Genomic DNA, 14,018 nt, shown 5'->3' with positions numbered 1-14,018 from the left:
ACCGAGCCTCGCTTTCGAAAACGCCCTGCAGCCCGCCTGCGGGGCGTTTTCGTTTGGGCATCCGTCTGGTTGACCGCTCCCCCCGATCAGCCCGGCTCGCGGCCATTCGGCTGCCGGTGCGCCCCGGCGCTGGACATGCCGACCACCACGTCGTCGTGGGAGACGATGGGCAAAGACGCCCGCCGTTCCTCCCAGGCCGCCAGGAAGCCATCGATGCGGTCGGCCGGCAGCGGCCGGCTGACGAAATAGCCCTGGATCAGGTCGCAGCCCATCCGCGACAGCGCCTCCCACTGGGCCAGTTCCTCCACCCCCTCCGCCACCACGCTGCGGCTCAGGTCATGGGCGATGCGCGAGATGGACGACACCATGCTGCGCGCGTCGGACCGGCGATGGACGTCGTTGATGAAGGCCTTGTCGAGCTTCAGCGTGTTGATCGGCAAGGTCCGCAGATAGGTCAGCGACGAATAGCCTGTGCCGAAATCGTCCAGCGCGATGTGCACCCCGGCCTGCCGCAGCGCGTTCAGCTTGTCGATGGCGGCGTCCAGCGATCCGATCATCTGCGACTCGGTGATTTCCAGCTCCAGCCGGTTCGGCGGCAGTCCGGTGCGCTCCAGCACCTCCAGCACCCGCGGCACGAAGTCGTTCTGGGCAAGCTGCACCGCCGACATGTTGACGCTCATCGTGATGCTGCCGATGCCGCGGCAGGCCAGCCCCACCGCCTCGATGCAGGCGGTCTCCAGCACCCACAGGCCGAGCGGGACGATCAGGCCCGAATCCTCGCACACCGGAATGAAGCGGTCGGGGGAGACCGGCCCCAGCTCCGCATCCGTCCAGCGGATCAGCGCCTCGAAACCGTGGACCCGGCCGTCCGACGTCGCCACCTGCGGCTGGTACTGCAGGCTGAAGGACTGGCGGTCGAAGGCCAGCCGCGCCCGGCTGAGCAGTCGCATGCGCTCCACCACCCGGCGGTTCATGTCGGGGGTGAAGGTGCAGATGCGCCCGCGCCCGCTGTCCTTGGCCCGGTACATGGCGGTGTCGGCGTTCTGCAGCAGGTCGTCGAAGCAACGTCCGTCCCAGGGATAGCGGGCGATGCCGACGCTGCAGGTGACGAAGAAATGCTGCCCTTCGACCAGGAAGGGGGCGGCCAGCGCCTGTTCCAGCCGCTGCGCCACGTCGGCCGGTTCGCCGGCCTCGCTGCCATGAACCACCACGACGAACTCGTCGCCGCCCAGCCTTGCGATGAACGGTCCCTCCCCCGCTCCCCGGCGGACGCGCAGGCCGAGCGCCATCAGCAGCTCGTCGCCCGCCTTGTGGCCGAAGCTGTCGTTGATGAACTTGAAATTGTCCATGTCGAGGAACAGCAGAGCCAGCGGCCGGGCATGGCCGGAGGCCTTGTCGTCGGCGATCAACCGGTCGACATGCTGTTCCAGCGTCAGCCTGTTCGGCAGGCCGGTCAGCGGATCGAAATGGGCCAGATGGTCCAGCCAGTCCTGCTGCCGCTTCTCCGCCGTGATGTCGGTGTAGGATCCGGCCATCATCACCGGCTTGCCCTGGCCGTCGAACAGGGCCTTGCCGGTGGCGTAGAGCCACAGATAGCTGCCGTCACGATGGCGGACCCGGTATTCGGTCCGGTATTCCGGCAGTTCGCCGGACAGGTGGCGCCGCAGCGCCTCCTCCGCCTGTTCGCGGTCTTCCGCGTGGATGCGGTCGAACCAGGCCGCCATCGAATCGATGCTGAGGGAGTCCACGCCCAGCAGTTCCATCACCCGGCCGGACAGAACGCGGCGGTCGGCCTCGATGTCCCAGGTCCAGATGATGTCGCGCGACGCCTCCGCCACCAGCCGCATCCGCCTTTCGCGTTCGCGCAGAGCCTCCTTGCTGGCGGTCAGTTCCTCCAGCCTCGCCTGCAGATCCCGGCGCGACTGGCTGAGCGCCAGATTGCTCTGCAGCAGGGCCGCCTCGGCCGCCCGGCGCTGGCGCAGCGCGAAGGACAGGACCAGCACCATGACCGTCAGCACCACGATGACGATGCCGACCGTCACCACCAGCCAGCGGTAGGTTTCCAGGAAGGAGAAGGGCTTGTTGACCAACCGGTCGAGCGGCCCCACCCGCGACAGATCGAGTCGATGGCGCTCCACCTGCCGGTAATCCATCGCCCGGACGACGGATTCCGGCCGCTCCGCCGGCAGGGCGGCGATGGATCTGCCGTTCACGATCGCCGCGGCCACCGCACCGACCGAACGTCCGTGCTCCAGCGCGCTCAGCAGGCTGCCGCCGGCGATGCCGCGGCCCAGCAGATACTCCTGCAGGCCGTAGATCGGCGCGCTGCTCTTCTCGCTCATCAGTTCCAGGAACTGCTCGGGCGGCAGGACCAGCCCGTCGCGGTCGGTCGCGTAGGTTCCCAGCAGCACGGCGCTGTCCGGCGGCAGCGTCGCCAGCCGCTCCTCCAACCGGGCGAAGGGCAGGTCGGGCAGGATCTGCCGCTCCAGCCCGGCGGGAAGGCGGCCGGCGGCGGCAAGGGCATCGATCTCCAGGTCCAGCGCCCTTCCCGATTCCGTGTGGTCGCGCAGGATGAACAGGCGGCGCAGTCCGGGATTGGCCGCCATCGCCATATGTATCGTGCCTTCGACGTCCTTGGCTTCGGACACCCCGATCACATTCGATTCGCCCTCCGTCAGCAGACGGGCCGAGGCGCCGATCACGCCGCCATGCACCAGCGGCACCGGCCCATAAACCTCCCGCCGCAATTCGACCGCGAAGGCCAGCGCGGCATCGTCGGTGGCGATGATCGCGTCGACTGTGCCTCTGGGGTGCCGATGGCCGATCAGTGCCCGCATCCGCTCAAGCCCGCTTGCATCCGGAAAGCGTTTCCAATCCAGGTGATAGGGGATCGTGATCGCGTTGGGCGCCGAGGCCGCCAGTTCCTTGCCGATGCCGGCAGCCTGATGGTCTGTCCATTCATAACCCTGGTGGTATGAATGCAGCACCAGCACGGTCCGGTTCGGCGCCGTCGCCCGCCCCTCCACCGGCAGGGACGAGGCGGCCATCCCAAGCAGCATCAGCAGCAGGGCGCAGCCGCGAATCCAGGTAACGGGCCAACCGGTCATGGGAACCCCTCGATCGACTCCCCGCGACGCACTCCGTCGGCCATGACGCCGCCGGACGGTGACGGTTCTTCGTCACCAAAGGATAGGCGCAGACATCATCCAGTCACCACAGTTCTTCGATAGAGTTAACCCGCATTTTAATGGTTAATTTCTATTTATGATTGGGTTCCTCTCAGCCTCGTCACGCACCAGGTGCGCACTGATATTTGTGAACTTTATGCTTCCCTGTGAGTATCGTTCTGAAGTCATGGAGAGAGACTCCTGCTCCGGTATCGGCGCACCGCTGCGGAACCGGAGCGGCGGAACGGGGGACGACCGCGGCTGTTCTTCCGGCTGCACCCGTTCTTTCCCCATTCGGGAGACCCCGTCCTTGTCAGCCGCCACCGCCAAGCCCCTGCCCCAGGCTCCCCTGCCCTATACGCCGTCGGTCGAAAACCCCGACCCCGATGAAGCCCAGCTTTTCGACGAGTTGGCGGAAACGATGCTGTCGATCAGCCGCAAGACCTACGAGGACGGCGGCCACGCCCTGCGCAGCGTCCATGCCAAAAGCCACGGGCTGCTGATCGGCCGGCTGGACGTGCTGGACGATCTGCCGGCGGAATTGGCCCAGGGCCTGTTCGCGCGGGCGGAGAGCTATCCGGCGATCCTGCGGCTGTCGACGACGCCGGGCGACATCCTGCCCGACAGCGTGTCGACCCCGCGCGGTCTGGCGGTGAAGGTGCTGGGCGTGACCGGCGAACGGCTGCCGGGGTCGGAGGATCAGGCGACCCAGGATTTCGTGATGGCCAACGCCCCGGTCTTCTCCGCACCGGACGCCAAGCAGTTCCTGTCGACGCTGAAGCTGCTGGCCGCCACCACCGACCGGGCGGAGACGGCGAAGAAGGCGCTGTCCGCGACCCTGCGCGCCGCCGAACGGGTGGTGGAGGCCTTCGGCGGCGAGAGCGCCACCCTGAAGACGCTGGGCGGCCATCCCGCAACCCACATTCTGGGCGAAACCTTCTACAGCCAGGCGGCCCTGCGCCACGGCGCCCATGTCGCCAAGCTGCAGATCGTCCCCGTCTCGCCCAACCTGATGGCGCTGACCGATGCGCCGCTGACCGTCAACGGCAAGCCCGACAGCCTGCGCGAGGCGGTGGCGGAGTTCTTCCGCGATCATGAAGCGGTCTGGGAGTTGCGCGTCCAGCTGCGCACCGACGAGGAGCGCATGCCGGTGGAGGACGCCAGCGTGCTGTGGCCGGAGGAGCTGAGCCCCTACCGCACCGTCGCCCGCATCACCGTGCCGCCGCAGACCGCCTGGAGCGAGGAGCGCTCCCGCGCCGGCGACGACCGGCTGGCCTTCAGCCCCTGGCACGGTCTTGCCGCGCACCGGCCGCTCGGCTCGATCATGCGCGCCCGCCGCATCGCCTATGACCGCTCCGCCGGCTTCCGCATGGAACGCAACGGCTGCCCGATGCAGGAACCGGCGGCGGGCTACCGGCTGCCGGGGTGAAGGCGATGGAAGAGACCGGCGCCGCCCCGCTCACTGCAGGCTGCGCTGCATCTCCTCGAAGGTGCGGGAGAAGCCGTTCAGCGGGAAATCGATGTCGCGCTTGCCCAGGCGCGGGGAGCTGACGCGGACCAGGATGGTCGAGCCGTTGCGGAACTGGTCGGCGACGCGGCCGGACACGAAGTTCGGGAACATGCACATGTTCAGCGTCGCGACATGCGATTCGATGCGCGGCTGGCGGTCGACGCGGATGGCGCAGCGGTCGACCAGCCCCTGGCTGGTGGTCAGGAACAGGTGGAAGTCGTTGCCGGTCGGGATGATGCTGAGCGCGATGAAGCCGACATCCTTCCCGTCGTCGAACAGACGGTAGATCATCAGCCGGCAGGTCTTGCTGTCGGTCATCCGGTCGATGTCGCACTGGTTGGTCCAGGCGCCCTCCGGCCCGAAATCGGCCGCCGCCTTGGAAAAGTCCACGGCGGCGGCGGGCTTGGCGGTCGACAGGCCGGCAGCCAGCGTCAGGGCCAGAACGCCGGCGGCGGCAGCCGCCTTGAACCCACCCAACAGACCCTTTGCACGCATCGCCCCGGCTCCCCGCCATCGTTCGTATTAACACGGAATGCGCCATGATAACCGGGGATGGCGGGGGTGCAAGGCACGAGATGCCGCGCACCGGCCCTGAAGGACGGGCAGGCGCGCGGCATCCGCCGATCAGATGCACATCAGATGCGCCCTTCCTCGAAGTCGCGGAAGGCCTGCATCACCTCTTCGCGCGTGTTCATGACGAAGGGACCGCCCCAGGCGATGGGTTCGCCGATCGGCTCGCCGGCCAGCAGCAGGAAGCGCGCGCCCTCGGGTCCGGCGGTCGCCTCCACCCGCTCGCCGTCGCCCAGCACGATCACCCGCGGTCCCGACAGCAGCCCCTCGCCGCTGACATCCAGCGTGCCTTCGAACAGCACGAGGAAGGCGGTGTGGCCGGCCGGCAGCGGCTCGGTGAAGGAGACCGACGGCGGCAGCGTCACGTCGAAATAGCGGGCGTCGGTCGCCTCGGCCCGCACCGGGCCGGCGGTGCCGCGGGCGGTGTCGCCGACGATCACGGTGACGGTGGCGCCGTCCTCGCGCCGTTCCACCGGGATGGAGGAGGCCGGGAACTCCTGATAACGCGGCTCTGTCATCTTCAGCCGGGCCGGCAGGTTGATCCACAGCTGGAAGCCGCGCATCAGCCCTTCGGTCTGCTCCGGCATCTCCGAATGGATCAGGCCGCGGCCGGCGGTCATCCACTGCACGCCGCCGGTCTCGATCACGCCCTCATGCCCGTGGTTGTCGGCATGGCGCATGCGGCCGGCCAGCATGTAGGTGACCGTCTCGAAACCGCGGTGGGGATGGTCGGGGAAACCCGCCAGATAGTCGGTCGGCTGGTCGGACCCGAACAGGTCCAACATCAGGAAGGGGTCGAGCGTGCGCAGGCGGGGCGTGCCCAGCATGCGGGTCATGCTGACCCCGGCGCCGTCGGAGGTGGCCATGCCCTCCACGGCGGCGAGGACCGGACGGACACCGGGGGTGGCGGACTGGGTGGACATGGCGGGGACTCCCAAAGAAACCACTGATGTTGCACCAGAGGTAGTCCGCCGCGGCCCCGCCGTGAAGCCGGCCCGCCCGCGCCACAGCGTTTCCGCCGGCGCAACAATCCCGAAAGCCGCACGCGAAAAAGGCCGCCGGGAAGCCCGGCGGCCCTTTCGAAGAGACCCGTGGGAAAGGGAGTGTTCTTAGTGGATGCTCTCGCCGTGCAGGGCGAGGTCGAGACCGTCGCGCTCCACATCCTCGTCCACGCGCAGGCCCATCACCACGTCGATGACCTTCAGCAGGACGAAGGTGGCGACGGCGCACCAGACCATGGTGTAGAGGACGCCCTGGATCTGGATCCACACCGCGCCGGCGTTGCCTTCCAGCAGGCCCAGGGTGGCAGACGGGTCGGCCTGCAGGACGGCGGCGAAGGCGCCTTCCGCGTTGGACACCGACATCTTGGCGAAGACGCCGGTCAGGACCGCGCCGATCAGGCCGCCGACGCCGTGCACGCCGAAGGCGTCCAGGCTGTCGTCATAGCCCAGCATGTGCTTCAGGCTGGTGGCCGACCAGAAGCAGATCACGCCGGCGACGATGCCGATGATGATGGCGCCCGTCGGGTCGACGAAGCCGGCGGCCGGGGTGACGGCGACCAGGCCGGCGACCGCGCCGGAGATGATGCCGAGGATCGACGGCTTGCCCTTGACGATCCACTCCGCGAACAGCCAGCCCATGGCGGCACCGGCGGTGGCGATGTGCGTGGCGGCCATGGCCATGCCGGCACGCGGACCGGCGGTCAGGGCGGAACCGGCGTTGAAGCCGAACCAGCCCACCCACAGCAGCGAGGCGCCGATCAGCGACAGCACCAGGTTGTGCGGCATGAAGGCTTCTTTCGGGTAGCCCTTGCGCTTGCCGATCACCAGCGCGGCGACCAGACCGGCGACGCCCGCGTTGATGTGCACGACCGTGCCGCCGGCGAAGTCCAGCACGCCCATGCCGAACAGGAAGCCCGACGGATACCAGACCCAGTGGGCGATCGGCGCATAGACCACGATCGACCACAGGGTGGTGAAGACCAGCAGCGAGGAGAACTTCATGCGGTCCGCGAAGGCGCCGGTGATCAGCGCCGGAGTGATGATCGCGAAGGTCATCTGGAACATCATGAAGACCGGCTCGGGGATCGTCGTCGGCACGCCGGCGCCGGTCGCCTCGCCCAGCACGAACGCCTTCGAGAAGTCGAGACCGTTCAGGAACAGCCGGTCCAGCCCGCCGATGTAGGCGCCGGTGCCGGTGAAGGCCAGGCTGTAGCCGATCACGTACCACAGGACGCTGATCAGGCAGGTGATGGCGAAGCTCTGCATCACCGTCGCCAGCACGTTCATCTTGCGGACCATGCCGCCGTAGAACAGTGCCAGGCCCGGAATGGTCATCATCAGCACCAGCGCCGTGGAGACCAGCATCCAGGCGGTGTCGCCGCCATTCAGCGCCGGAGCCGCCGGCGCGGCAGCAGCGGCGGCAGCCGCCGCATCCTGGGCAAGGGCTGCGGCCGGCATGCCGACCGCGCCCAGAGCAACCGCCATCATCGGTGCGGCCAGAAGGAACAGACGGTTCATCGAGGCTCCTCTTTCTCCAAAATCGCTCCCACCCCTGCATGGCCGGCGCGGCACCGGAGGCATTCCGCGCGCAAACGCCGCACTGGGGCGACCCCGTCCCGGTCGCCCCGTCCCCGGCAAAGACGGGGCGGCGGACGGGACCAAGGACGCCTCCAGCGTTACAAGAAGCGTGCCAGTCCAAAACGGCTTGGAATCGTCAGGGTTGTCCCGGCGCAGGACCCCCGAACGGGCACCCCCCTACGAGTCGCAAGGTGGGTTTGCACAGGAAATGGGCAGATGCCGGAGCCGACATTCCGCCGCAATTTTCGGGCTTTCGACCGAATGAAAGGGCCCGATGCGCAGCTTTGGCGCAGCCGTCTGGCTGCCATTCCGGCAGTTGGTCAAAAATTGTGCAGAAAACGGCCCACGCGGCGGTCACTGCCGCGAGGGGCGGCGGGAATGGGGCAGCCCTTCTACCTCTTCCATCCAGTCCGAACGGCTTGCCCCTCTTTCCGCCTAGGCGGGCGGGCAGGCGATGCGGCGGGTCAGCCGAGGCGAACCCGCCGCCGGGCCTATTGGACATGGCGGCGAGATGTGGCACCGTCAACGCCTCCATATGGATGGCCGCCGCCGGGCGGCCGCAAGAAAAAGGCAAAGGGGGTAACGGCCATGCTCGACAAACGCGATCTGCGCCTCGCACCGCGACGTGCGGTGGCGCTGGTGCTGGCCGGCGGACGCGGAAGCCGTCTGAAGCAACTGACCGACCGGCGGGCGAAGCCGGCGACCTATTTCGGCGGCAAATACCGCATCATTGACTTCGCGCTGTCGAACTGCGTCAATTCCGGCTTCCGCCGCATCGGCGTGCTGACGCAGTACAAGTCGCACAGCCTTCTGCGCCACCTCCAGCGCGGCTGGAACGTCTTCCGCGGCGAGATGAACGAGTTCTGCGACCTGCTGCCGGCCCAGCAGCGCGTCAGCGAGACGGAGTGGTACCAGGGCACCGCCGACGCCGTGTACCAGAACCTGGACATCCTGCGCGACCACGAGCCGGAATATGTCCTGATCCTGGCCGGCGACCACATCTACAAGATGGATTACGGCGCGCTGCTGCTCGACCACATCGACCGCAAGGCCGACGTCACCGTCCCCTGCATCGCGGTTCCGCGCGAACAGGCGACCGGTTTCGGCGTGATGCACATCGACGACGAGCGCCGCATCATCGACTTCGTCGAGAAGCCGGCCGATCCGCCGCCGATGCCCGGCCGTCCCGATCTGGCGCTGGCCAGCATGGGCATCTATGTCTTCAACGCCCAGTTCCTCTATGAACAGCTGGAGCGCGACGTCGCCACCCCCGGCTCCAGCCGCGACTTCGGCAAGGACATCATCCCGCATCTGGTGAAGACCGGGGCGCGGATCATCGCCCACGACTATGCCGACAGCGCCATCATCGACGCGCCGGACGACGCCCCCTACTGGCGCGACGTCGGCACCATCGACGCCTATTGGGAAGCCAACCTGGACCTCTGCCACGTCACGCCGCAGTTGAACATGTACAACCGCGACTGGCCGATCTTCACCTACCAGGAACAGCTTCCGCCGGCGAAGTTCGTCTTCGACGACGAGAACCGGCGCGGCACAGCGATCGACAGCCTGGTGTCGGGCGGCTGCATCATCTCCGGCTCAACCGTCCGGCGGTCGCTGCTGTTCAGTTCGGTCCGCGTCAACTCCTACAGCGAGCTGTACGAGGCGGTGGTCCTGCCGGAATGCGACATCGGCCGCCATTGCCGTCTGAAGAAGGTGGTGATCGACCGCGGCGTCAGCATCCCCAACGGCCTTGTCGTCGGCGAGGACGCGGAGCTGGACGCCAAGCGCTTCCACCGCAGCGAGGGCGGCGTCGTCCTGATCACCCGCGAGATGATCGAGAAGCTGCCGAAGGAATAAGGCGGCATATCGCCGCCCCCCGGCACGATGGCCCCGCGCCGATGCGGTCCGGCTCCCCACCGGACCCGCATCGGCGCTATACCATGCCTGCACCCTTCCGCCATTCATCCCTCCCGCCTTTCATCCGAGTGCCTTCCCGATGCGCGTCCTTTACGTCACGTCCGAATGCTACCCGATGGTCAAGACGGGGGGGCTGGCCGACGTGTCCGCCGCCCTGCCGCCGGCCCTGAACGCCGCCGGGGCCGATGTCCGCCTGCTGCTGCCGGGCTATCCCGCCGTTCTGAACAGCCTGCAGAACCTGCACGAGGTCGGCGACCTCATCACCGACCTGCCCGGCTGCGACCGCGCCCGGCTGTGCATCGGCCGCACCGCCGACGGCGTTCTCGCCTATGCGCTGGACGCGCCGTCGCTGTACGACCGTCCCGGCAACCCCTATCTCGGGCCGGACGGCAAGGACTGGGCCGACAACGCCCTGCGCTTCGCCGCGCTGGCCTGGGTCGCCGCCGGCTTCGCCGCCGAGAAGTCCTACGACCCCTGGTGGCGTCCCGACATCCTGCACGGCCACGACTGGCAGGCCGGCTTGATCCCCGCCTATCTGGCGCTGCGCCCCGACCGTTTCGCCGGCCCCTTCCGGCCGGGCACGGTGCTGACCATCCACAACATCGCCTATCAGGGCCTGTTCGGCCCCTGGATGATGGGCGACCTCGGCCTGCCCTCCTCCAGCTTCCGCATCGATGGCGTCGAGTATTACGGCAACGTCAGTTTCCTGAAGGCGGGTTGCTTCTACGCCGACCGCCTGACCACGGTCAGTCCGACCTACGCCAACGAAATCCAGACGGCGGAGCACGGCACCGGCCTGCAGGGCCTGCTCGCCACCCGGTCCGACGTGTTGACCGGCATCCTGAACGGCGTCGACTACGCGGTGTGGGACCCGGCGACCGACCCGCATCTGCCCGCCCGCTACACCCCCGACGACCTTGGTGGAAAGGACGCCTGCAAGTCCGACCTGCAATCCGCCTTCGGCCTGGACCGCCGCCCCGACGCCCCGCTCGCCGCCGTGGTCAGCCGCCTGACCTGGCACAAGGGCCTGGACCTCGTGCTGGAGGCCGCCTCGCAATGGGTGTCCTGGGGCGGCCAACTGGTGGTGCTGGGCAGCGGCGACGCCTCCAGCGAGGCCGGCTTCCGCCATCTGGCGCAATGGCATCCGCAGTCCATCGGCGTCCGCATCGGCTATGACGAGCCGCTGTCCCACCGCATCCAGGCCGGGTCCGACCTGTTCCTGGTGCCCTCGCGCTCCGAGCCTTGCGGCCTGACCCAGCTCTACGCCCTGAAATACGGCACCCTGCCGCTGGTCCGCCGCACCGGCGGCCTCGCCGACACGGTGATCGACGCCAACCCCGCCGCGAGCGCCGACGGCAGCGCGACGGGGTTCCAGTTCGTCAACGCGACCGGCCAGGAGCTGGTGTGGGCGCTGCGCCGCGCGATGACCGTCTACGGCAAGCCCGACCGCTGGCACGCGATGCAACGCCGCGCCATGACGCGGGACTTCGGCTGGCATGGCCCGGCGGAGGAGTACATGGAGCTGTATCGGGGGCTCGGGGGACGGTGAGCGCCCTTCGGAGGGGGAGCCGGACGCGATAGCGCCGGCCGCCCCACCACACCATCATTGCGCCCATCCCCCGTCCGCCCTATGTTCCCGGCAAACTCTCGCTTGTCCGGGCCCCGATGACTGACCTTTCGCACATCCGCAATTTCTCGATCATCGCCCACATCGATCATGGCAAGTCGACCCTTGCCGACCGGTTGATCCAGCAGTGCGGCGGCCTCGACGCGCGCGAGATGCGCGAACAGGTGCTCGACAGCATGGACATCGAGCGCGAGCGCGGCATCACCATCAAGGCCCAGACCGTCCGCCTGCTCTACAAGGCCGAGGACGGCAAGCAGTACACGCTGAACCTGATGGACACCCCCGGCCACGTCGACTTCGCCTATGAGGTCAGCCGGTCCTTGGCCGCCTGCGAGGGCTCGATCCTGGTGGTCGACGCCTCCCAGGGGGTCGAGGCGCAGACGCTCGCCAACGTCTATCAGGCGATCGACAACAACCACGAGATCATCCCGGTCCTCAACAAGATCGACCTACCCGCCGCCGAGCCGGAGCGGATCAAGCAGCAGATCGAGGACGTGATCGGGCTTGACGCCTCCGACGCGGTGGAGATCTCGGCCAAGTCCGGCCTCAACATCGGCGCGGTGCTGGAGGCGGTGGTCAAGCGCCTGCCGCCGCCCAAGGGCGATGCCGATGCGCCGCTGAAGGCGCTGCTGGTCGATTCCTGGTATGACCCCTATCTCGGCGTCGTCATTCTGGTCCGCGTCGTCGACGGCGTGCTGAAGGTGAACCAGAAGGTGCGCTTCATGGCCGCCGGCTCCGCCCACGACGTGGACCGCGTCGGCGTCTTCACGCCGAAGGCGCTGCTGACCGGCGAGCTGCGGCCGGGCGAGATGGGCTTCATCACCGCCGCGATCAAGGACATCACCCAGACCAAGGTCGGCGACACCATCACCGACGAGCGCAAGCCGGCGACCGAGGCTCTGGCCGGCTTCAAGCCGTCCATCCCCGTGGTGTGGTGCGGCCTGTTCCCGGTCGATGCCGCCGATTTCGAGCGGCTGCGCGACAGCCTGGGCAAGCTGAAGCTGAACGACGCCAGCTTCCATTACGAGGCGGAGACGTCGGCGGCGCTGGGCTTCGGCTTCCGCTGCGGCTTCCTCGGCCTGCTGCATCTGGAGATCATCCAGGAGCGGCTGGAGCGCGAGTTCAACCTCGACCTGATCACCACCGCGCCGTCGGTGGTCTACAAGCTGACGATGACCGACGGGACGGTGCGGGACCTGCACAACCCGGCCGACATGCCCGACGTGATGCGGATCGACCACATCGACGAGCCGTGGATCAAGGCCACCATCATGCTGCCCGACGAGTATCTCGGCGGCGTCCTCCAACTGTGCACCGAGCGGCGCGGCCAGCAGATCGAGCTGACCTATGCCGGAGCCCGCGCCATGCTGGTCTACCGACTGCCGCTGAACGAGGTGGTGTTCGACTTCTACGACCGGCTGAAGTCGATCAGCCGCGGCTATGCCAGCTTCGACTACCAGATGGACAGCTATGAGGAAGGCGACCTCGTGAAGCTGTCGATCCTGGTGAATGCCGAGCCGGTGGACGCCCTGTCGATGATCGTCCACCGCAGCCAGTCCGAACGCCGCGGCCGTCAGCTGTGCGAACGGCTGAAGGAGCTGATCCCGCGCCAGCTGTTCAAGATCGCCGTGCAGGCCGCCATCGGCGGCAAGATCATCGCCCGCGAGAGCATCAGCGCCATGCGCAAGGACGTGACCGCCAAGTGCTACGGCGGCGACATCAGCCGCAAGCGCAAGCTGCTGGACAAGCAGAAGGAAGGCAAGAAGCGCATGCGCCAGTTCGGCCAGGTCGAAATCCCACAGAGCGCCTTCATCGCGGCGCTCAAGATGGGCGACGAGTAAGGAAACGGAAAGGCGGGCCTCGGCCCGCCATTTTTGTGCAGCCCGGCAATTCCGTACAACCTGCGAAACAAAGCGCCATTTCGCGTGTCATCACTCAGGGATACGGTGCCGCGCCTGCGCGGCGCCTTCCTTATTGTGATTCAATTCCGGGAGGATGACATGCGCAAGATTCTCGCCGCCGCGGTGCCGGCCCTGATGTTGATGGCCGCCGCTGCTCCGGGACACGCCCAGACCAGCGGCTCCGCCAGGGCCAATGCGGTCGCCAACGGCACGATGGACAGCGGTGCCCGCGACGTCCAGGCCAGCCGCGACATGATCGGCAAGCGGGTGGTCCACCGCCATGGCGGGCCGGTCGCCGGCACGATCCAGAACGTGACCACCGACGCCCAGGGCCAGACGATGGTGGAGCTGAAGATGGCCAAGACCGGCCAGACCGTCATGCTCACCCCGTCCTCCTTCGAACGCCGCGGCCGTCAGGTCGTCATCATGCATGACCAGAACGAGCTGCAGCAGCTCGCCCAGTATGCCAGCCAGGCCAACACCGGCTACGGCAGCTCGACCGGAGGCTCCATGGGCGGTATGGGCGCCGGCTCCATGAACCAGGGCGGCATGAACCAGGGTTCGATGGGCCAGGGTTCGATGGGTCAGGGTTCGATGGGCCAGGGTACGATGAATCAGGGCACCATGAACCGTGGTTCCATGGACCAGGGCACGATGGGCCGGGGAACGATGGATGAGCGCATCATGTCGCCGAACAAGCCCGGCATGGAGTAAGCCACCGGCGGAGGCGGGGGGCCGTCACAG

General features: G+C 67.8%; 9 protein-coding genes. 5 read left to right on the top strand and 4 right to left on the bottom strand.

Features of this window, described 5'->3' with window-relative positions; genetic code table 11:
• Positions 1 to 86: 86 nt before the first annotated feature.
• Positions 87 to 3,107, bottom strand: coding sequence for an EAL domain-containing protein (locus J2Y49_RS23125; protein ID WP_310117346.1), 3,021 nt, complete (start codon positions 3,105 to 3,107; stop codon positions 87 to 89).
• A gap of 370 nt (positions 3,108 to 3,477) precedes the next feature.
• Between J2Y49_RS23125 and J2Y49_RS23120 the strand changes: the two genes are divergently transcribed.
• On the top strand, positions 3,478 to 4,596 hold the full coding sequence (locus tag J2Y49_RS23120; protein ID WP_310117345.1) for a catalase family protein: 1,119 nt from the start codon (positions 3,478 to 3,480) through the stop codon (positions 4,594 to 4,596).
• A 30-nt stretch (positions 4,597 to 4,626) separates the two neighbouring features.
• On the opposite strand, the gene J2Y49_RS23115 is transcribed toward J2Y49_RS23120, so the two are convergent.
• From J2Y49_RS23115 to J2Y49_RS23105, 3 genes are all read right to left on the bottom strand, one after another.
• Entirely contained in the window at positions 4,627 to 5,172 is a 546-nt protein-coding gene (locus J2Y49_RS23115) for a hypothetical protein (protein WP_310117344.1), read from the bottom strand.
• A 140-nt stretch (positions 5,173 to 5,312) separates the two neighbouring features.
• The gene (locus J2Y49_RS23110) at positions 5,313 to 6,170 is read right to left on the bottom strand and encodes a pirin family protein (RefSeq protein ID WP_310117342.1); all 858 of its coding nucleotides are present in this window, start codon (positions 6,168 to 6,170) and stop codon (positions 5,313 to 5,315) included.
• 186 nt (positions 6,171 to 6,356) lie between these two features.
• Positions 6,357 to 7,766 carry an ammonium transporter gene (locus J2Y49_RS23105; RefSeq protein WP_310117340.1) on the bottom strand — a complete coding sequence of 470 codons (1,410 nt, stop codon included), beginning with the start codon at positions 7,764 to 7,766 and terminating at the stop codon, positions 6,357 to 6,359.
• 648 nt (positions 7,767 to 8,414) lie between these two features.
• Between J2Y49_RS23105 and glgC the strand changes: the two genes are divergently transcribed.
• The 4 genes from glgC (at position 8,415) to J2Y49_RS23085 (ending at position 13,988) form a co-directional block, all read left to right on the top strand.
• Positions 8,415 to 9,686: a glucose-1-phosphate adenylyltransferase gene (glgC, locus tag J2Y49_RS23100; protein ID WP_310117339.1), complete on the top strand. Its 1,272-nt coding sequence runs from the start codon at positions 8,415 to 8,417 to the stop codon at positions 9,684 to 9,686.
• Between the two features lie 139 nt (positions 9,687 to 9,825).
• Entirely contained in the window at positions 9,826 to 11,295 is a 1,470-nt protein-coding gene (gene glgA / locus J2Y49_RS23095; RefSeq protein ID WP_310117338.1) for a glycogen synthase GlgA, read from the top strand.
• Between the two features lie 116 nt (positions 11,296 to 11,411).
• Positions 11,412 to 13,214 carry a translation elongation factor 4 gene (gene lepA, locus J2Y49_RS23090; RefSeq protein WP_109448525.1) on the top strand — a complete coding sequence of 601 codons (1,803 nt, stop codon included), beginning with the start codon at positions 11,412 to 11,414 and terminating at the stop codon, positions 13,212 to 13,214.
• Positions 13,215 to 13,373: 159 nt separating this feature from the next.
• A complete protein-coding gene (locus J2Y49_RS23085) occupies positions 13,374 to 13,988 on the top strand; it encodes a hypothetical protein (RefSeq protein WP_310117337.1) in 615 nt (204 codons plus the stop codon).
• Positions 13,989 to 14,018 lie beyond the last annotated feature (30 nt).

It is taken from the genome of Azospirillum sp. BE72, assembly GCF_031455875.1.
Classification (GTDB): domain Bacteria; phylum Pseudomonadota; class Alphaproteobacteria; order Azospirillales; family Azospirillaceae; genus Azospirillum.
This window is presented reverse-complemented; position numbering and strand designations above follow the sequence as displayed.